Origin of the sequence: Rhizobium sp. CF122, assembly GCF_000282035.1 — a bacterium.
Taxonomy (GTDB): Bacteria; Pseudomonadota; Alphaproteobacteria; order Rhizobiales; family Rhizobiaceae; genus Rhizobium.
In genome coordinates this window covers 65,534-85,260 of sequence record NZ_AKKA01000109.1, presented here as the reverse complement: position 1 = coordinate 85,260, position 19,727 = coordinate 65,534, and the positions used below count along the sequence as shown (strand labels likewise).

18 protein-coding genes are annotated in these 19,727 nt (G+C 60.0%); 11 read left to right on the top strand and 7 right to left on the bottom strand.

Annotation, left to right across the window (positions count from 1 at the left end):
* The first annotated feature begins 4 nt into the window (after positions 1–4).
* The 3 genes from PMI09_RS26560 to PMI09_RS26550 all read left to right on the top strand — a co-directional run bounded on the left by PMI09_RS26560 (position 5) and on the right by PMI09_RS26550 (position 2,102).
* Positions 5–916 (top strand): NAD-dependent epimerase/dehydratase family protein, encoded by a 912-nt coding sequence (locus PMI09_RS26560; protein WP_007801631.1) that lies wholly within the window; start codon positions 5–7, stop codon positions 914–916.
* Between the two features lie 42 nt (positions 917–958).
* Positions 959–1,537, top strand: coding sequence for a sugar transferase (locus PMI09_RS26555; protein WP_007801628.1), 579 nt, complete (start codon positions 959–961; stop codon positions 1,535–1,537).
* A 127-nt stretch (positions 1,538–1,664) separates the two neighbouring features.
* Entirely contained in the window at positions 1,665–2,102 is a 438-nt protein-coding gene (locus tag PMI09_RS26550; protein ID WP_007801626.1) for a GFA family protein, read from the top strand.
* Between the two features lie 12 nt (positions 2,103–2,114).
* Here PMI09_RS26550 and PMI09_RS26545 read toward each other — a convergent pair whose 3' ends face one another.
* Together PMI09_RS26545 and PMI09_RS26540 are read right to left on the bottom strand one after the other, a co-directional pair.
* Positions 2,115–3,173 carry an adenylate/guanylate cyclase domain-containing protein gene (locus PMI09_RS26545; protein ID WP_007801625.1) on the bottom strand — a complete coding sequence of 353 codons (1,059 nt, stop codon included), beginning with the start codon at positions 3,171–3,173 and terminating at the stop codon, positions 2,115–2,117.
* Positions 3,174–3,247: 74 nt separating this feature from the next.
* Positions 3,248–3,694 carry an SRPBCC family protein gene (locus PMI09_RS26540; RefSeq protein WP_007801623.1) on the bottom strand — a complete coding sequence of 149 codons (447 nt, stop codon included), beginning with the start codon at positions 3,692–3,694 and terminating at the stop codon, positions 3,248–3,250.
* A 297-nt stretch (positions 3,695–3,991) separates the two neighbouring features.
* Between PMI09_RS26540 and PMI09_RS26535 the strand changes: the two genes are divergently transcribed.
* The 5 genes from PMI09_RS26535 to PMI09_RS26515 are packed head-to-tail and all read left to right on the top strand — an operon-like array spanning position 3,992 to position 9,031.
* Positions 3,992–4,819, top strand: a complete 828-nt coding sequence (locus PMI09_RS26535) for a metallophosphoesterase family protein (protein WP_007801621.1) — start codon at positions 3,992–3,994, stop codon at positions 4,817–4,819.
* Positions 4,816–5,985 (top strand): ABC transporter ATP-binding protein, encoded by a 1,170-nt coding sequence (locus tag PMI09_RS26530; RefSeq protein WP_007801618.1) that lies wholly within the window; start codon positions 4,816–4,818, stop codon positions 5,983–5,985. Before PMI09_RS26535 ends, PMI09_RS26530 begins: the two co-directional genes overlap by 4 nt.
* Positions 5,978–6,907, top strand: coding sequence for a carbohydrate ABC transporter permease (locus tag PMI09_RS26525; protein WP_007801616.1), 930 nt, complete (start codon positions 5,978–5,980; stop codon positions 6,905–6,907). The genes PMI09_RS26530 and PMI09_RS26525 overlap by 8 nt, the downstream gene beginning before the upstream one ends.
* The gene (locus PMI09_RS26520; RefSeq protein WP_007801613.1) at positions 6,904–7,740 is read left to right on the top strand and encodes a carbohydrate ABC transporter permease; all 837 of its coding nucleotides are present in this window, start codon (positions 6,904–6,906) and stop codon (positions 7,738–7,740) included. Before PMI09_RS26525 ends, PMI09_RS26520 begins: the two co-directional genes overlap by 4 nt.
* Before the next feature lie 25 nt (positions 7,741–7,765).
* Entirely contained in the window at positions 7,766–9,031 is a 1,266-nt protein-coding gene (locus PMI09_RS26515; protein WP_007801611.1) for an ABC transporter substrate-binding protein, read from the top strand.
* A gap of 55 nt (positions 9,032–9,086) precedes the next feature.
* Here the strand turns inward: PMI09_RS26515 and PMI09_RS26510 are convergent, their stop codons facing one another.
* Positions 9,087–10,064 carry a substrate-binding domain-containing protein gene (locus PMI09_RS26510; protein ID WP_007801609.1) on the bottom strand — a complete coding sequence of 326 codons (978 nt, stop codon included), beginning with the start codon at positions 10,062–10,064 and terminating at the stop codon, positions 9,087–9,089.
* A 251-nt stretch (positions 10,065–10,315) separates the two neighbouring features.
* Here PMI09_RS26510 and PMI09_RS26505 point away from each other — a divergent pair, with 251 nt between their 5' ends.
* Positions 10,316–11,446, top strand: coding sequence for a calcium:proton antiporter (locus PMI09_RS26505; protein ID WP_007801607.1), 1,131 nt, complete (start codon positions 10,316–10,318; stop codon positions 11,444–11,446).
* Positions 11,447–11,608: 162 nt separating this feature from the next.
* Here the strand turns inward: PMI09_RS26505 and PMI09_RS26500 are convergent, their stop codons facing one another.
* From PMI09_RS26500 to PMI09_RS26485, 4 genes are all read right to left on the bottom strand, one after another.
* Entirely contained in the window at positions 11,609–11,968 is a 360-nt protein-coding gene (locus PMI09_RS26500) for an SPW repeat protein (protein WP_007801605.1), read from the bottom strand.
* Between the two features lie 299 nt (positions 11,969–12,267).
* Entirely contained in the window at positions 12,268–14,061 is a 1,794-nt protein-coding gene (locus PMI09_RS26495; RefSeq protein WP_007801603.1) for an alpha/beta fold hydrolase, read from the bottom strand.
* Between the two features lie 147 nt (positions 14,062–14,208).
* On the bottom strand, positions 14,209–15,627 hold the full coding sequence (locus tag PMI09_RS26490; RefSeq protein WP_007801601.1) for a lipopolysaccharide biosynthesis protein: 1,419 nt from the start codon (positions 15,625–15,627) through the stop codon (positions 14,209–14,211).
* The gene (locus PMI09_RS26485) at positions 15,624–16,706 is read right to left on the bottom strand and encodes an endo-1,4-beta-xylanase (RefSeq protein WP_007801598.1); all 1,083 of its coding nucleotides are present in this window, start codon (positions 16,704–16,706) and stop codon (positions 15,624–15,626) included. The genes PMI09_RS26490 and PMI09_RS26485 overlap by 4 nt, the downstream gene beginning before the upstream one ends.
* A 201-nt stretch (positions 16,707–16,907) precedes the next feature.
* On the opposite strand from PMI09_RS26485, the gene PMI09_RS26480 reads away from it, so the two are divergent.
* Together PMI09_RS26480 and PMI09_RS26475 are read left to right on the top strand one after the other, a co-directional pair.
* Positions 16,908–18,392, top strand: coding sequence for a GumC family protein (locus PMI09_RS26480; protein WP_007801597.1), 1,485 nt, complete (start codon positions 16,908–16,910; stop codon positions 18,390–18,392).
* The gene (locus PMI09_RS26475) at positions 18,385–19,710 is read left to right on the top strand and encodes an O-antigen ligase family protein (protein WP_007801595.1); all 1,326 of its coding nucleotides are present in this window, start codon (positions 18,385–18,387) and stop codon (positions 19,708–19,710) included. The genes PMI09_RS26480 and PMI09_RS26475 overlap by 8 nt, the downstream gene beginning before the upstream one ends.
* The last annotated feature ends 17 nt before the right edge of the window (positions 19,711–19,727 follow it).

Here is a 19,727-nt window from a genome sequence, read left to right as displayed (position 1 = left end):
GAGAATGCTACTGGTTACCGGCGCAACCGGCTTTGTCGGTCAAAATCTCCAGCAGGCATTACGAACTCGCGATGTCGCCTATAGGGCCGCTGGCCGCTCTGCGCAGGCAGGAAGTGTCCCTGTCGGGGACATTGATGGCGCAACGGATTGGAAGGCCGCCTTGCCTGGCGTCGATGGCATCATCCATCTCGCAGCGACAAACCAGAACGTCATCGATGGATCAAGCTCAGGAACTGACGTTTTCCGAAGGGTGAACACCGATGGGACTATCAACCTTGCACAGCAGGCGGCCGCATCGGGGGTCAAAAGGCTCGTCTTTATCAGCACCATCAAGGTGAACGGAGAACGATCGACCAAGGGGCGTCCGTTCACGCCTCACGATTCACCGGATCCGACGACCGAATACGCGGCCTCGAAGCTTGAAGCCGAACAAGCACTGATTGCACTTTCCAAGACGTCTGGCATGGAGATCGTCATCATTCGCCCGCCGCTGGTCTATGGGCGAGGAGCAGTCGGAAGCTTCCGAGCTCTCACGAAGCTCCTTCGAAGCGGAATTCCACTGCCCGTGGCGTCGATCGACAATCGAAGATCCATGGTACACGTGGAAAATCTTACCGATCTCATCATAACCGCAGCATTTCATCGGGCCGCAGCCGGTCAAATATTGCTGGCAAGCGACGACGAGGCAATCTCGACCCCCGAGTTGTTGAGGCGGCTCGCGGCGGCGATGGATTGTTCGGCACGACTGGTTCCGTTTCCTCCGGTCATCCTGCATCTCCTCGGCCGGGCAACCGGCAAAGGAGATCTCGTAGGTCGCCTTACCGATTGGTTGGAGGTGGACATATCGCATACGCGCGCGCTATTGGACTGGACGCCGCCCCTTGATATGCGAACCGCCTTGAAGCGCTCATTTTGAGAGCTTTGGCGTTATTTTTGACATAGGAACTTGAATCACCCGATGCTCAACGGCTTTAACAGATCTCTGAAGCGACTATTTGATATCTGCGCCGCGGGCCTCGGACTTATCGTTCTTTCTCCGGCCCTCATTGTCCTCGTGCTCCTTGTGCGCAAATCGTCGCCTGGCGGCGCGCTTTTTCTTCAGGAGCGTGTGGGCAGGAGCGAGGTACCATTTGTCTGCATTAAATTCCGGACGATGGCGGCGGGCTCCCCCAACGTCGGCTCTCATGACGCTGCGTCCTCCTGGATCACGCCGCTTGGCCGGAAACTGCGGGCCTACAAGCTCGATGAATTACCGCAACTTATCAACGTCTTACGCGGTGACATGAGCTTCGTGGGTCCTCGCCCGTGTCTCCCATCGCAACATGACGTCATCGCCGCGCGACGCAAACGCCAGGTATTCTCCGTGCGACCCGGCATAACGGGACTGGCCCAGCTTCAGGGAATCGACATGTCGACGCCTGAGGCGCTCGCCGAAGCTGATGCCCGCTACATTCAAAAGGCCGGCTTTTGGCAGGACATCGTACTCGTGCTCAGCACTCTGGCCGGGCGAGGGACAGGAGACGCTGCCGCAAAATAGCTGCCAGCCAAATTCGTGCTTGGCGGCCAACCTGAAAACGTCCACGCACCGGACTTCGATGATCGCAGCTTTCGAAGCTGAGCCATCTGCGGTAGAAGAATAGGGAGTAGTGGAGGGGAGAATTGCCATGACTACGGGCAAAATGCAGCGACCCACCCCCAAGATAACCCGCGGTTCCTGTCATTGCGGAGCAGTACACTGGGAGTTTCGAGGCGCCATCCCGGATGCCACGATCTGTAACTGCACTGTTTGCCGGCGTTACGGCGTTTTGTGGGCCTATGAGTATGACGGCCAAGGAATTCACGTCGAAGACAAGACCAATGCACTGACCGCGTATATTCGTGGTTCGCGGACCCTTTCCTTCAACTTCTGTCGTCGCTGCGGCAATCTCGTTAGCTGGCGCGCCTTGAAGCCAAGCAACAACGGTCAGACAAGAGTTGCAGTCAACCTGCGCCTCGCGGAACCTGCAGACGTGTCCGATATTCGCCTGCAACGCTTTGACGGTCTTCATAGTTTCGAGGATCTGTCGCCAGACGCGCGTAAGGTGGCCGATGTTTGGTTCTAGGCCAGGGATCTGTCAGTCGCCAGGCAAAGTAAAGACCGCGCAGGGCTCCGCAATACCCCTCAAGGCATGCTTCCCCAGAGGAACCAAGGTCGCATCGACCTCCGCCGCGAGCGCGCCAGACAGCAATACGGTATGTCCGAGAGGCTTGCACAACCCCTCGAGGCGGCTGACGAGATTGACTGCCGGCCCGATCGCGGTGAAGTCCAGCCGGTCTGCAGCGCCAATATTGCCCCAAAGAATCTCCCCGAAGTGAAGTGCTACACCAAAGGGCAGTGACGGCAATCCTTGGCCTCTGCGGATGGTATCGAGATGGGTCATACCCGCGCGAGCAGAACCAACCGCACGCAATGACGCCTCGCATGCGCTCCCGGCAGTTCCCGTAACGGGGAAAATTGCCAGCACTCCATCCCCCATGAACTTCAGCACCTCACCGCCGAAGGCGTGGACTGCACCTGCAATTCGATCAAACCAGGCATCAAGCGTCATGATCATCACCGCCGGTTCCGTCGCTTCCGAGAGCGCCGTAAAGTCTCGCAAATCTGCACACAGCAGAGCGGCACTTATCGTTTCGCCCGAGCCGCGAGATAAAGCGCCGGCCTGCACCCGCAAAGCGCTCCGTCGGCCGAGATAGGCTTCGAGAAGTGCGGCCAACCCTGCCCTTGCCGCGAGCGCCGCCAAGGAAGGGGCGGCAAAGCGTGCCGCCAGGTGCAACTCCTCTATCTCGTCCGGGGTAAACGCTCGTGTCCCCGCCCATCCGAGCACCGGACCATCCGGCGCCGGGCCCACGATATTCTCATGAACTGGTCCAAGCCCGGCCAGCCATTCATGTCCTGCCTGATTGGGCAAGGTATCGACGAAGCTCAGCGCCTCAATGACGGCACCGGTTTCGGCCCGCCATAGCCATGTACGGCGGGCGATGATTGGGTGCGGCGCCACAAGTGTCAGGGCGCCGCCCGCCAGCGGCAACCCATCCACCAGCAGCCTGCGTCCCATTTCGGCCAGAAACCTCTCGGGATCAGGCGACGTGCCGGCTTCATCGACCAGCCATGCTAGGGAGGTGGGCAGATCCATGCCTGGATCATGCCATTCCGATTGAAAACTGTCACCGGCGCTTCTATCGCGTCAACGCGGAGCCGGAGAGGCCACTAGGTCCGACCGGCCCAGCGATCCGGACCCGGATCGCGCCCGGCCGCGCATTCCGCCAGTCTGCCGATATAATGCTCCCAGCCTTCCGCATGTCCGGCACACTGCTCGGCATTCGGCAGTCCGGTGTGGGTCAACCGCAACAGGGTTCCGTCCGGTTTCTCGATCAGGTCTATCTCCACCAGGCTCGACCCGGGCGGTACAATCTCGCTCCCGTCCCAGCCAAAGCTGTAGGCGAGCCGGTGGACAGGCACGACCTCCCGAAAGGAGCCGCGCGCGAAGCGAGCGCCGGTAACGTTGACGAGATAAAGACCACCTGGCTGCGGCTCGACTTGTGCCTCAGTTCCCATCCAGCGCAGGATCTTTTCGGGATCGGTGAGCAAGGCAAAGACCGCGGAAGGCGGCGCCGAAATGTGGGTCTCGCGGTGGACGACAAGGGGCTCCGGCATCAACTTCTCCTGTGGTTGCTGCGACCTGGTCCGTCGACGGCCAATCGGCAGCTTTCGCGAACTCTCACAGAAGGGACATAGGCGCAGGGGCTCAGCCAGCAAGTGCATCGGGCCAGTGGGAACGCTCCGGTCAGGTTAACCCGGGACCGAACACAGTTTCGCATGACAGTTGTGCGACGAAAATGGAACGGCAGTGGAAAGCGCTGTTACCGCACTGACACGGGCCACCATTAAAGAGGCTGCACCAAGCGTGCCCCAACAATCCGGCACGCTTCCGAACCGGAGAGCGGCCCCCCCTTGAAAATCATCCAGATCACCGACACCCATTTCAGCCCCGAGAAGCCGCATTTCAATGGCAACTGGGCGCCGCTTCTAAATTGGATCGAGGCAACCGGCGCTGACCTCATCGTCCATACCGGCGATCTCACGGTCGACGGCGCGGACAAGGAAAGCGACATCACCTTCTGCATGGATCTGATGCGTCAGACGTCGATCCCGATGCTTATCGTGCCGGGCAATCATGATGTCGGCCACATGCCGGGCTCGGATCAGCCAGTGAATGCCGAGCGCCTGCAGCGCTGGCGCACACTTGCCGGCGACGACCGCTGGATTGAGGACACGAATGACTGGCGCCTCGTCGGCCTCAACTCGCTGCTTCTCGGCCACGAGGACGATGAAGAGGAAGCTCAGTTCGAATGGCTGCAGAACGCTTTCGAAAAGCGCAATGGTCGCCGGTTGGCGCTGTTTGCCCATAAGCCGCTCTTCGTTGACGAACCCCATGAAGGCGACACCGGCTACTGGTCCGTCCGCCCGAGTCAGCGCAGACGGCTCTACGATCTCATCGCCGCCCACGACGTGCCGCTCTTTGCCAGCGGTCACCTCCACTGGGCCTGGCAGGGACGCTTCGAAGGCACCTCGCTTGTCTGGGGTCCGTCGGCTGCCTTCGTCATCGACAAAATGGAGCGTGCGATGCCGGGCCAGCGTCTCGTCGGCGCTGTCATCCATACGCTCGGCGACAACGTCATGAGTGAGATCGTCGCCGTGCCGGGCATGACCGCGCACGTGCTCGATGAAGTGGTGCACGAGGTCTATCCAAAGGCCGTCAAGAAGGAGGCGGCGGAGTGAGCGCCCTATCCCTTCGCGGCATTCATAAATCTTTTGGCGAAAACCCGATCCTGAAGGGCATCAGTCTGGACGCGAAGCCGGGCGAGTTCATCGCGCTTGTCGGCCCGTCCGGCTGCGGCAAGAGCACGCTGCTGCGCATCCTGGCCGGCCTCGAGACCGCCGATGGCGGCGAGATCGTGGTCGCAAACCGGGATATCACCCGCCTCAAGGCGGCCGAGCGCAACATTGCGATGGTCTTCCAATCCTACGCGCTTTATCCGCATCTGACGGCCGCCCAGAATATCGCCGTGCCGCTCGTCATGCGCAGGCTGACGCGCACTCAGCGCTTGCCTCTCATTGGGCCGTTGATGCCCGGCCAGCGCAAGGCGATCGCCAACATCAAGCGCGACGTGCGCAGCATGGCGGCTTCTCTGAAGATAGAGCACCTGCTCGAGCGCAAGCCAGGCCAGATGTCCGGCGGGCAGCGCCAGCGCGTCGCGCTTGGTCGTGCCATGGTGCGCCAACCGGCGATCTTCCTGATGGACGAGCCGCTTTCGAACCTTGACGCGAACCTGCGCGTGCATGCCCGTGGCGAGATCGTCGAACTGCACCGGCGCGCTGGCGTGCCGACCCTTTACGTCACCCACGATCAGGCCGAGGCGCTTTCGATGGCGGATCGGGTCGCCGTGATGATCGGTGGCGCACTCCTCCAGCTGTCGCCACCCCAGCTCATCTATGACGATCCGCAGCATATCGAGGTCGCAAAGTTTATCGGACAGCCTCGGATCAATCTTCTTCCCTCGCACATCGAGGAGGGTTCGACAGTGGCTCTCGGTGACGTTCGCAGTGTGCTTTCCAACCGCACGCTTCCGGCTGGCAGGGCTGTAACGCTTGGCGTACGCCCGGAATTCGTCCGCATCACGCGCGGCGGTGAAAGCGGCCTGCCGGCCCGGATCGAGCGTGTGGAATTCCTCGGTTCCGAGATCATCATCTATAGCCGTCTGGACGCGATCGGCGAAACGGTGATCGCCAAGATCCCACCCGTCGAAGGTGCCGGTCTTGCCGCCGGCATGCCGATCCGCCTGCACATTGCCGGCGAGCATATCCTTGTGTTCGGCGCCGATGGCGCACGCCTGCCGGCAGCACCTTTGACGACCAGCGTTGCGCGGGAGGCTGCGCATGGCTGACATTGCCGCCGCCTCAGGCGTCATCGGACGTGCGCCGTCCAGAACCACCGAGCGTAACGAAGCCAGGACGGCTTGGCTGCTGTCCCTGCCGGCGATCGTGCTCGTCTTCCTGTTCATCCTTCTGCCGGTTGCGGCAGTGATCTGGCTTGGCTTCACCGATTTCGAACTCGGCTATGCCGGCTTCAAGTTCGTCGGTTTTAAGAATTATGCCGAGCTCTTGACCGATCGCACTTTCAAGCGCTCGCTCTGGAACACGTCGGTCTATACGGCGATCGTCACACCGATCTCGATCTTCATGGCGCTTGGCCTTGCCATGCTGATCGAGGCCGAGGGTATCGGCCGCTCCTTCTTCAGGACTGCCTATTTCCTGCCCGTCGCCTCGCTCCTCGTCGCCATGGCGACCGTCTGGCAATACCTCTTTCACCCGACCATCGGGCCGATCAACGCGATGCTATCGCAAATCGGCATCCAGGGGCCGAATTGGCTCGGCGCCTCGAGCACCGTGCTCTACGGGCTGTCGATCATCGGCATCTGGCAATCGGTGGGCTTTAACCTGGTGCTCTTCCTGGCTGGCCTTACTGCCATCCCCCGCGAACTCTATGCTGCGGCCGAAGTCGACGGGGCCCGTTCCGGGTGGGATCGCTTCCGCCTCGTCACATGGCCAATGCTCGGACCGACGACACTCTTCGTGACGACGATCAGCATCATCAACTCCGTGAAAGTCTTCGAAACGGTCAAGACGCTGACCGAGGGCGGACCGAACAAAGCCTCTGAAGTGCTCCTTTTCACGATCTACCAGGAAGGCTTCGTCTATCTGCGGGTCGGCTATGCCTCGGCCATGACCGTCGTCTTCCTCGCCATTCTGGTCGTCCTGATGTTCCTGCAATACCGCATCCAGGACCGACAGGTGCACTACTCATGAACGCAACCACCTTCCCCGTCGCTCGCATCATCCGTTTGTCGATCCTGAGCCTCGGCGCTCTCGTTTTCCTCGCCCCGTACATCTTCATGATTTCGACGGCCGGCAAAGCACAGAGCGACATCTTCACATCATCGCTGTCCCTCGTCCCGCAGCAATGGTTCTACGTCCAGAACTTCACCAAGGCCTTGTTGCGCGTCTCGATGGGCAACCTGCTTTTCAACGGCGTCGTGGTCTGCGTACTGATCCTTGTCATCCAGGTGGCGATCGCAATCCCCTGTGCCTATGCGATGGCGAAGCTCAAATTCCGGGCGGCCCGTGCCATGATGATGCTCGTCATGCTCGGCCTGCTGGTCCCGATCCACGCGACCGCGCTGCCGCTCTATGTCGCCTTCGACAAGGTCGGAGGTCTGAACAGCTACTTCGCGCTGGTCGCACCCTTCACGATCTCGGTCTTCGGCATTTTCCTGTTCCTGCAATTCTTCCGTTCCATGCCGGACGACCTGATCCACGCAGCACGTCTCGACGGCATGACGGAGGCAGGCATCATCGTGCGCGTTGTCGTGCCGAACGCCTGGCCGGCGATCACTGCCTTCGCGATCTTCTCTGTCGTCGCGCATTGGAACGACCTCTACTGGCCGTTGATCGTCATCTCGAACCAGGCCTATGCGACGCCACCCCTCGGCCTTCTCTACTTCCGTGCAGCGGAGGCCGGAGACGACTACGGCGCGCTGATGGCCGCCACTCTCATCATCACCTTCCCCCTCGTCGCCGCCTTCCTGCTGGCACAGAAACGCTTCGTCGAGGGCATCACCATGACCGGTCTCAAGGGCTGACCGGTCTTAAACCAGGAGCCATGCGATGAAGCATTTCACACAGATTCTAGCCGCCGCGGCGGTCGCCATGACGGTGTCGCTTCCGGCCCGTGCCGAGACGACATTGACCGTGCATTATCCGATGCCGGGTTTCTTCAAGGACGTGATGGACACGATCTCGAAGAAGTTCATGGAGGAAAATCCTGACATCAAGATCCAGTTCGCAAACCCGTCCGCGACCTACGAGGAAGGCATCCAGACGATCATGCGTCAGGCCGGCACGCCCGAGATGCCGGACCTGACCTTCATCGGTCTGAACCGCCTGCGCATGGCCAACGAGCGCGACCTCCCGGTCGACCTGGGCCCGCTGATCGCCAAGGACAAGAGCATGGCGGAACAGGGCTTCTCGGACAACATCCTGAAGCTCGCACAGGTGAACGGCAAGCAAGTCGGCCTCGCCTTCGCGACGTCGAACCCGATCATGTATTACAATGCCGACCTGGTGAAGGCTGCCGGCGGCAACCCCGACAATCCGCCGAAGACCTGGGACGAAGTCATCGAACTCGGCGCCAAGATCAAGGCGCTGGGCAACGGCGTCGATTCCATCGACTTCCGCTGGCAGGGCGACGACTGGATGTTCTCCGCGCTGCTGTTCGGTGCCGGCGGCAAGATGCTAGGCGAAGACGAAAGCAGCGTGGCCTTCAACGGCCCGGAAGGCCAGAAGGCGATGACCATCGTCGAGCGCATGGTCAAGGAAGCTGGCATGCCGGTCTTCACCAAGGCCGCTGGCGAACAGGCTTTCGTTGCCGGCAAGGTCGGTTTTGCCTTCCAGACAACCGGCGCGTTGCGCAACACGATCAAGAATGTCGGCGGCAAGTTCGACCTGCGCACCGCCGAAATCCCGCTGCTCGATCCGGTCAACGGTAAGCTGCCGACCGGCGGCAACGCGGTTGTCATCCTGACGCGTGAGGCCACCAAACAGGATGCAGCCTGGAAGTTTGCCAAGTTTGCCGCCGGGCCGTATGGCGCCTCGGTCGTCGTACCCGGCACCGGCTACGTGCCGAACAACGAGCTGGCCGCGAAGTCTCCGGAATATCTCGGCGACTTCTATCAGCAGAACCCGCTCTTCCAGGCCGGCCTGAAGCAGATGCCGCGCATGATCCCTTGGTACGCCTTCCCAGGTGCAAATGGCGTTCGCGTCACGCAGACGATCGTCGACAACACCTCGCGTGTCGTCGACCAGTCCGCAACCCCGCACGAAGCGCTGGACGACGCTGCTGATGAAGTAAGGCGTCTGCTGCCACGCAGTTGATCGCCAAGCTGGTGAAGATGGCCACCGCTTCAAAGGAGGCGGTGGTTTGCTTCTTTCAGATCGCGCGAACCGTACCACCCCGCCGCAGGCAATAGGCGATATAAAAATGCCGCGCGGGTGCAGCGTTCTCGGCCATATCCAGGAGCAACGATGCCGCAGTTCTCCCCATACTGGCATCCGGCATTTCCATCGTCGTCAGCGGTGGATCCATCATCTGACCGATCGCAATGCCGTCGAAGCCGACCACCGACATGTCGCGCGGCACGCAAAGTCCCTCGCGGCGCAAAGCTCCGATGACCGCAAAAGCCAGGAGATCGTTGGAGGCAATGATCGCCGTGGGCGAAAACCGGGTCACCGCGCCGCTCAAATCAAGCTGGTCGTAACCACCAACAAAGGGAATCTGCACCGGATCCAACGCTTCGATACCGTCCTCCAGCATGGCCTGCTGGTAGCCCTCATGCCGCAGGCGCGCGCGATCGGATGCGGAGAAGGTCCCAGAAACAAACAGGATTGCTTTATGGCCGAGTGCTGTCAGCATTTTTGCTGCTTCGTATCCCGCCCTGAAGTTGTCGACGGTGACGGCTGCGGGAAATATCTCGGTTGGACGGTTGCCAAGCAGCACGGTCGGCGGCATCGACGAGGGCAGGTTCTGGGTGTTCGAAGGATCACATAAGGTCAGGATCAGGCCGGTGGGTCGATCATTCAACAATGCCTGTATCGCGGCAGCCTCCCGTGCCGGTTCATAATGTGATTGTGCAATCAGCACTCCGTGACCGGCCACCAGCATCCTGTCCTCGATACCGGATAGGGAGGAAGAGAAGACCGGGTTGGTGATGCTCGGGATGAGAACCCCAATAACAGGGCGTCTGCCGCCCTTGCCAATGGCAGGTGTTGATCGATAGCCAAGCTCGGCCGCGGCACGCCGAACGCGCCGGCTCATCGTGTCGCTCACGGAACCCTTGAGGCTAAGGGCTCGGCTTGCCGTAGCAAGCGAGCAACCCGCTCTGGCCGCCACTTGCTGCAACGTCGTCATGCTCGTTTTCCCCATCACTAAGCCGGCCTGAATGCTCGAGGCTATTTCGGCTTTTGCGATGAAGGTTTTATGTCGGTCGAAACGATCACATAGTCGAACGAGAGAAATTCAGCCAATGACCGCGGTAAAAAACGCTTGCACGCACGCAGTCGAAGACCGCGCACTCGACGAGGTCTTCGGTTGGGCGATGGGAGTGGACGGATGGGTCGGCTTGTGGCGTACTCTTCGAAGGGATTGTGAGGAGCTCGAGGATGAACTCAGAAGTGGCCTTGTCGCAACGCCCTAGGTTGGAACGCGCCCGCCGGGAATGGCTGCTTGCAGCCAGCATCACGACGAGCGTTGTGTTCTTCCTTTTCAGCGACGTCATCTTTGGATTGCTTCCGAATCCTCTATGGCTGGCGGTCATCTTCACTTGGCTTTTTTCAGTTGTGCTTGGTTCTGTGTTGTCAGTCGTGCGGCATGCCGATCGCCTCGCGGAGCGACTGGGAGAACCTTATGGGACGCTTATTCTGACGCTTGCAATCACGTCGATCGAGGTGATGGCCATTACGGCGGTCATGCTACATGGCGAGAACAATCCAACGCTGGTGCGCGACACTCTTTTTGCGGTCGTGATGATCATCCTCAATGGCATGGTCGGCCTGTCCCTGCTGATCGGTGGCTGGCGACGGCATGAGCAGCACCACAATCTGCAGGGCGCCAACGCCTATCTGGGCGTCATCGTGCCTCTGGCAACCCTCAGCATGATCATGCCGAATTTTACGCATCCGACAAACGGACCGCCCTATTCCGCCGTCCAGCAAACGGTTCTCGCCTTGATATCCGTTGGGCTCTACGGCGTGTTCCTGACCCTGCAGACTGGTCGCCACAGAGGATTCTTCATCGATGACACCAGTGAGGTGGCGCAAGGGCACATCAGAACCACAGAAGAACCTCTGTGGCTTCCCGTTATTCTGCTGGTTGCCTACATGGCTCTCGTCGTTTTCCTGGTCGAGCAGTTGGCAGCGCCAGTCGACTACTTCATCGAGACACTTCGTGCTCCGGCGGCGCTCGGCGGCGTCATCATGGCTGTCCTTGTCGCGACACCGGAGGCGATCAGCGCCGTGCGGGCTTCGGTCGCCAATCATCTGCAGCGGTCGGTCAACATCTTCCTAGGATCGGTTCTATCCACGATCGGATTGACAGTACCCGCGATGCTGGTCATCAGCCACCTCACGGGGCATCCCGTCGTGCTCGGCCTGGAGCGCACTGACACCGTGATGCTCGTTCTGACACTGGCTCTCAGCATCATTACCTTTGCAAGCGGTCGCACGCACCTGATGCAAGGCGCCGTCCACCTCGTTCTCTTCGTGGCTTATTTCCTGCTGATATTCGAAGTTTAGGGAGCCGATCGCTGATCACGAATTGGCGAGGCCCGCGGCACATCGACATTGCCCCGCCTTCGCGATCAATGCTGATCGCGCATCAAGGCTGAACCATCATTTGGGCGGTGAGTACGGTCAGGTCAAAAAACCCACCGCCGCGGTGACCGGATTACGTCTGGTCTAAGCGTGGGCGTGCGGATGATGAACGTCCCAGACCGCCCACAGCGACACGGCAGCAACAAGCACACCGAGTACGACAACCGTCCACGTCGCACTAGCAGTGGCCGCAAAACCGAGCAGCCAAGGCGACGCGATCAGCCAGAGGCCGAGCACGAGATTTGCCCATTCCTCCCATTCGGAGAATACCGACAGTGCTGCTGTGGCCAGCGCACCAAGCATAACGGCAACGATCCAGGCGTTCCAGCTCGGCATTGCTTCAGCCGCGAACCCCATGATCCAAGGCGAGACGAACAAGCAAACCGCCAGAACCACGTTAGCCCAATCCTGCCTTTTCCTTCCTTCCATCAGAGTGAGTGCCATGATGACCTCCCAATATGAAGCTACTAGGCGTCGCGTGAACTTCACGCTTAAGTATATGAATTGGTGAGCTGTAAGACTTAAATCAAGACACGATCCAATAATACTTAAGGCCCCACGCCTGCAATCACTGCCACGCAAAGTATTGTATCAAGTTGGCAGCACCTCCATTCCGCATTGGTTGCAATTTGTCACCAAATCACAACCACAGGGCGTTTGTCCGCTGGCAAAAAAACCAGCGTAACGGTGCATGTTGAGCAGCCTGAGATATCAGAACACGGCCGAGCTGGAATGCAAACCGATCAGCCGTTTGCTGCGCGCTTAGCGTCGCGAGCGTCGCCAAGCGAAAGAGCCTGCCGCTTTGCCAGCTCAATCATCTTTTCGCGTGCCGGCAGCGGCGTCAAATTGTGGTCTGCGGCAGAAAACAGATGCAGTTGCACGTTCGGATAGGCGGACAATTTCTCGCCCGCGTCGCCAAAGTTGACCCGGAACATCTCTTGCCCTTCGTCACCTTCCGTATAGATGATCGAAAGCGGCGTGCCACGGCTGGCCAGCGCATGAAAATCGCGATGCACCTGCCTTGTGAGCTGTGTGAGCGGCTTGGCAGGCGCAAAGACGGGAGACAGGCTGCCAGCCATCCGGTCGACGAGACGCATGGAGATATTCTTTGTCACCGCCCCAAGGTCCACGTCGCCGGCCCACAGGCGGCGAACAGTTTCAAGATCCAGGGCATTCCTGAGATAGGCTTTCAGGGTCTTTGGCAAGCCTTTGAAACGCCAGCGGAAAGCTACCGGGTTGACGATCAAGCAGGCGTCCCAGCGCGGATCGTCAACTGTGCTTCTGAAGGCAACGTACGCGCCACTGCAGCGTCCGATAAGAATAGTGCGCTGGCTCCTGCCGAGACCATCAATATAGTCTCGAGCGATTCCGACATCAGCAATTTGGGCCTCGTCATAGAGGACCTGCTTGCGACGCGCCACTACCGGAGGGCTATCCCCGACGCCAGCGCTATCGAAGCGCAAGGACGCCACGCCAACCTTGGCGAGCGCGCGTGCAAGCTCGACAGAGGAGCGAGCCCAACCGGCGGTATGATCGTAGGCAGTCGTCACGATAACCGCGGTCACGCCGGAGGATTTATCAGTCGGCTCGCACAAGATACCATACAGGCGATCGGCCGGACCGAAACGAACGGAGGTTTCTCGGATCGCATCCACCCGGACCGATGCAGTCGCCCCGGGTTTCTTCGCCGGCAACGCGCTGCGGCCCCGATATTGCGGTAGCGCCTGCAGCCAGTCGATCAGCTCATCGATGAGTGCGTCGGGAATGTCCTGGTTCAGAGGGTTGGACACGAGCGCATCATATCCCGCAAATGGTATCGCGCGCAGCTGGCAGCCAGCGGCCTCCAGCCTGTCGCGAAACGTCGTGTCGCCTTCTAAGCCCGGGCGCTCGGCGATGAAAACAGGTGGCTGGTTGGCGATTTGGAGACCGTTGAGGTCGATTGCCTTGACATCCTCTGCAACAGCGCGTGGCATGCGCAATCCAGCGATTGATCCAGGTGCGCTATCACGCAGCTCCGGCTTTATGCCGAGACCATCGTCGATGAGCCTCGAAAACAACGAAAGCTCGCGCAGATAGACACGCCCTTTCAGCACCGGCGCAAGAAGAGCGATCGCGGCAAGCGAGGGCTCGCAATGAGCACGCATGAGGGCAAGACTTGCCCCAATACCCTGGCCGACAAAAATCACGTTCCGGGCGCCCGAAAGCATCTTAAGCTCGTCAGCGGCCTTGCCGATCACCTCGGACCATGCCGACAAGCCACGTTCGGCCGAGGTGTCGTCGAGTGAGTTCACTGTTCCTGGATAATCGAAGCGTAGGCTTGCAACGCCGATTTTGGCGAACCGTTCGGCCAGGATGCGATAGAAACGGCGCGTGCACATTTCCTCGATCCCCCAGGGGTTGAGGAGAAGCACCGCAACATCGCTCTTCGGTACGTCACTATCGGCTGCCGTGAACAAACCAATATGCAACCCGAAGGCTGTTGGTTGCGAGGCGGAATGCTCCTTCCCGTCTTCCGAGTTCATAGCAGTCTGTTTCACCGTCAACTTCCCTTGCAAACGTTCTGATCAAGTGCCCGTCGAACGTATTCCTTACCGATATACTTGAGGCGTTAAGAATTGGCAGAAGCCATAGTGGTGTTGTCTTGGCTCTTGGTCGGTGCCTGATCACAAGAACGTGTCTCCCGATCAGGCTGGCCGCAGCCGTCGGGTTAGCGCCAGGCGAACGCCGGCCAGATTGAGCGCAAAAGCAGCCGCTGCGTAGGTGATGATACCCGTAACGATCGGCATAGTCAGGTCGAAGACAGCATTACCGGTCGGATGCCGACCCACGATGAAGGTCGGCACCGCCATTATGGCAGTTGCAAGGCTGACCTTGACGATCGGGCGAAGTTCGAGCGGCAAGCGATGGGCGCGGCAAGACAGGAAGTAGCCCGCGATCACGCCACCAATTTCGGCAATCAGCACCGCCCAGGCCGCTCCGGCCAGCTGGAACCGTGGTACGAGGACAAACATGCCGATGATGTTGATCGCCAGAATGATCATACCCTGCGCGCCCATCAGGCTCGGCTTCTTCGCCAGCTGAAAGCTCACATGCACGAACTGATAGGAGATGGAGCGAAACAGCCAGGCAAAGACCAGGATCGGGATCAGGGTTGCAGCGGCGTCGCGAAACTCGGCGCCAAGGATCAGGCTTGCAAAGCCTGGCGCTACCAATGCCAGGCCGACGACCATCGGCATGAGCACGCTCAAGAGCACCTCAGCCGTTTCCATCAGATGCCGGTTGGTGGCCTTCTGGCCATCCTGCGCCAGCAGACGGATCGCCACTGGAATTGTTGCGGATCCGATCGCAACACCCGGAAACAGGATAATCTGCCGGACGAGATCTGCAGCCGCACCATAGACGCCCGCAGCGGTCTCCCCGATATAGGTTACGATAATCATGCGGTCGAGAACCGTGTGCAGCACGAAGATGAAGGACGAGGCCGTCATCGGCAGACCAAAGCGCAGCATTTCCTTCAGCAATCCGGTATCGAACGGATGGCGCGGCCGGCGCCACACATCAGGCGCATAGATCAACAGGGTCACGAGATAGGAGCAGGCGACGCTCACGAGCAGGCCCTGCCCGCCCATGCCGAACCCCATCACGAGGCCGGCCGAGAAGATGAGCGTCAGCACGGCACGCAGGATGACCGACCACATGTAGGTGCCGGTCTGCTGGCGTGAGCGGAATACCTCCTGCACGAACTCGAACAGCCCGACCATGAAGGCAACGAACACGGCAGGCACGACATAGGTCGAGGAGTCTGCGGCGATCAGCCACGTCGCGAGAATAACGAGCGGGCTGAGCAGCATCAGTCCCGCATAGGCGCACAGCGCGGTGGTGCGGACATCCTTCGATCCACCTTCGGAATCGAAACGCAGCACCGAGAATTTTATCCATCCGAACAGTAGGGTCGATATGACGCCGGCGACACCGGTGCCGACGACATAGATGCCGTATTCGTGCGGGCTCAATATGCGGGTGAAGAGCACGACCGAGACGAACCCGAACAGGGCCGATACGGCGTTGGCAATCATGTATGTCGAGATCTGGCGAAACATCATTCGGCAGCACCCGTGAATTCGTCGATCACCTTCATCAGCGCCTTTGGTCGGCACCCGGCATCGAGCGGCAGCGGACGGTTGGGCTTGCCGTCGTCGCGCTTGAACCACATTGGCACCCAGGTATAACGATCAGTGATGCCCCAGGTCAGAATTGCACCCGGCCGCGCCACGTCAGAGATCGCTTTGAGGAAATCACGCGCTCGCGCCGCGACGATCTGGTCCCGGTCATATTCCCGGGCGGGCAGCTTGTTGTCGATCACGTCGAGTTCGGTCACCAGCACCTCGAGCTGCATTCCCTTCACTTCCTCGACGAATTTCGACAGCCCCTCCTGGTCGATTTCGATGTCGCCCGGAAGATGTCCCTGAATGCCAACAGCATGGAGCGGCACGTCGCGATCCTTCAGATCGCGCAGGAGGTCGAGCAAAGCCTGGCGCCGGTCGCGGCATTGGCGTGTCGGATTCTCAATATTGTAGTCATTGATGACGAGCTGCGCGGAGGGGTCGACGTCAGCGGCAGTGCGCAGGGCAAGCTCGATGTAGCGCTTGCCGAGCAGCTCCTGCCAGATCGAGTCACGGATCGTCGCACCGCTCTTTGGACGTTCGGCGATTGCCTCGTTGACGACATCCCAGCTTGGAATCCGCCCCCGGTAGCGTCCGACGACCGTGGTGATATGACGGACGAGTTCGCGCTCAGCTTCCGCCGCGCTCGCGATGGTCTGTGTCCATTCCGGCATGGCGCCGTACCAGGCAAGTGTGTGACCACGCATCTGCATACCGTTCTGATCGGCGAAGTCGATCAGACGGTCAGGCTGATCGAAGACGAACTGGTCCTGACTCGGACGCAAGTCGAACCATTTCAATCCACCCTCGCCAACGACAAGCTGGCAATGGTCGACGATTGCCGCCTTGTAGTCGAATTCTGTGTCAAGGAGATCGGTGCGCACCGCCGCGCCGTAAGGAATGCCCCTTTTTTCATAGGCTGCCTTGGCAGTTGGGTTGCTTCCGACAAAGGGGTCGAGTGCGCCGGAGGATGCCAGTCCGGCACCCAATGCGCCGAGAACGAAGTCCCGCCTGCGCATGAATGGATATCCCTAGATTGCGTATAAATGAACCAGAATTCGACCGCGCACGCGGACAAGACCTTCATTCTCTCCTGTTTAGTCGAGACTTGCTTCGCGCGCACGCGACAATTGAAATCGCTATTAATGGATACTTAAGGAAAATCAGGTCTCTTAACCATAAGTCTGCGCCTTCGCGCCGTGTCAATCAGAACCGCCGCCATGTATGAAGCTGCCTCCCGACATCAGACTCCGGTCATCAGTACGCGTGGCTGGACGAGGAACCGGGAGCAGCAGGATGATGTTGCCACGCAGCCGCGGCCGGTACTCAACATTGCCGAGCCCCCTCTTCGGAAAGCCAGCTCTTCCGTCTTCGAGGAGCTCTTTCAGTTCGACCTGACGCGCATCTTCGATTGGTTACGCTCGGGTCTTGTCTGGATCGTTGCCCTTACCATCCTCGGCATGGTCGCCGGCTATGCGGTGGTGTTTGTGGTCAAGCCGCGCTTTGCCGCCGGAATCGACCTCCTCGTCGATCCGTCAAACCTGCGGGTGGTCGCTGACGACATCTTCTCCGAAAGCATGCAGAGAGATACGCAGCTGCTCGATGTCGAGAGCAAATTGCGGGTCCTGACGTCGGGTAACGTGCTAAGCCGCGTGATCGACGACCTGAAGCTCACCGCCGATGCCGAGTTCGTTTCGCCGACCTCGAAGGATCCCGCCGGTGACGCGCTTCGCACACTAGCAAAGCGCGTCACCGCCCGCCGAGACGAGCGCTCGTTCATCGTCAACGTCGCCGTGTGGACGCAGAGCCCGACCAAATCCGTCACCATCGCCAATGCCATCGCGACCGGCTTCCAGGAAGAACTCGCCAAGGCGGAATCGGAAGGAGCCGGGCGGGCGGCGAGCTCGCTGTTTGCGCGCCTCGGGGATCTGAAGGCAGAGGTTGCCAAGGCCGAGGCCGCCGTTGAGGCATTCAAGCGCGAACAGGGGCTGCAGTCGAGTTCGGGGGAGCTCGTCAGCACGCTCATGTCAAACCAGACGAACACGCAGCTGATCGACGCCAAGGCGCGCGTCATACAGGCGCAGTCACGTTATAACGAGCTCGTTTCGACCAATCCGAAGAACCGCCTGAATGCTTCCGCGCTGCAATCGGAAACGATGACCATGCTGCGCACGCAATATTCGACGCTGCGACAACGCGTAACGTCTCAATCCGCCGTCCTCGGACCACGGCATCCAATGATCCTGTCGCTGCAGCCCCAACTCAAAGCGCTGGAAGGCCAGATCGACGCCGAGACGGCACGCATTGTGCAAGCGGCCAAAGCCGAGTTCGATCAAGCAAGGTCGGCGCTTGATGCCTTGAACTCTGAAGCCAACCAGATGAAATCCTCGGTCTTCCAGGATACCGCCGCGCAGATCCATCTTCGCGAACTGGAACGCGAGGCACGCGCCAAGGCGACAGTGTACGAAGCCTTCATGGCAAGGGCGGGAGAAGCCGCCGAACGCCAGCAGATCGACACGACCAATGTGCGGATCGTTTCGCAGGCAGTCGTCCCGACGGCCCGCAGCTTCCCCCCACGTGGCTATATGCTCGCCGGTGCCGGCGCCGTTGTCGGCCTCGGGCTCGGCCTTGCGATCGCAGTCCTGTCCGGGCTTTGGCGCGAATATCGTCGGCTGAGCGCAGCACAGGGCAAAGCGGATGGCTGACATAGCCAAGACTGCCAAAGTAGAGAAAAGCGCTACCTTGGCAGCCTTTCTCTTCCTGGCTATCTTCAGTTACTTCTGGGTCGGATTGAATGCGTTTCCAGATCCGAACGCCGCCAGCCTTTCCACACCCTACGGCGGTACATCAAACGTCCTCAATCAGTTGATCGTCATCGCCATGTCGGCCGTGGTGCTTGTGACGGTGCTGCAGAACCCGGCGCGTCACTTGCTGCTCCGCCCCTATGGCCTGCTGATCTGCCTGCTCGTTTGGCTGCTCTTGACCGGCCTCTTTGCCGGTGATCCGAGCGCCGCCTTTCGGCGCATCGTTTTTGCGATTCTCGTCTGCCTGTGCGCGAATGCGGTGCTGCTCATTCCCAGAGATGGTGAGCAGTTTGCAAAGCTCATGTGCATCGGCCTGACTTTCACGGTCGGCCTCTCCTATTTTGGCGTCATCGCGATGCCGCACCTTGCCATCCATCAAGCGACAGATGCGCTGGAGCAGTCACTTGCGGGCGACTGGCGCGGTCATTTTGGTCACAAGAACGTTGCCGCCGCCGCAATGGTCTATGCCGTCTTCTTCGGTTTTTACATCGCAAGAGCGGGACACGCCCGGCTCGGTCTCATGATTGCGTTGTCCGCCGGCTTCTTTGTTCTTCATGCAGGTGGGAAGACCTCGGCTGCGATGCTTCCGGCAATCCTGCTGCTTGCCTGGATTTTTGAGCGCTGGATCAGGCTCGGAATACTGATGCTGGTCGGCGGCCTCGCGGGTTTGAACGCGATATTGCTGACCGCGGCAATCTCCCCGAGTTTCAGCAGCCTGCTTGCCTCAGCCGGGATCGATCCGACCTTCACCGACCGCGGCTCCATCTGGCGCCTTGCACTCTCGGCGATCGCCGAGCGACCGATCATCGGCTATGGCTTCCAGTCGTTCTGGCAGACCGATGCCTTGTTCAACAGCGGCCAGGCCATGACCACATGGGCAGTGACCGCCGCCAATTCCCATAACGGCTATGTCGAGCAGTTGATCAATGGTGGCATCCCGGCGCTGGCAATGGTCGTCATCTGGCTGGTGATCCTGCCCATCGGCTATGCCCGCCGAGCACTCGCCGGCCACAACGACATCGCATTGACGCGCCTGTTTCTGCGGATCTGGCTCTTTTCGCTGTTTCTCGCCTGCCTCGAAAGCCCGTTCTTCGGCAACAGTGGACCGATCTGGTTCACGATGCTGATCGCCGTCTTTGGCCTGAGATTGCAAGCCAATGCCGGCCTCGTAGTTAACGCGCCGGCCTCCCTGGGGTCGCCGGCAAGTCAGAGTATATAGCTAGCCAGGCTAGCTAG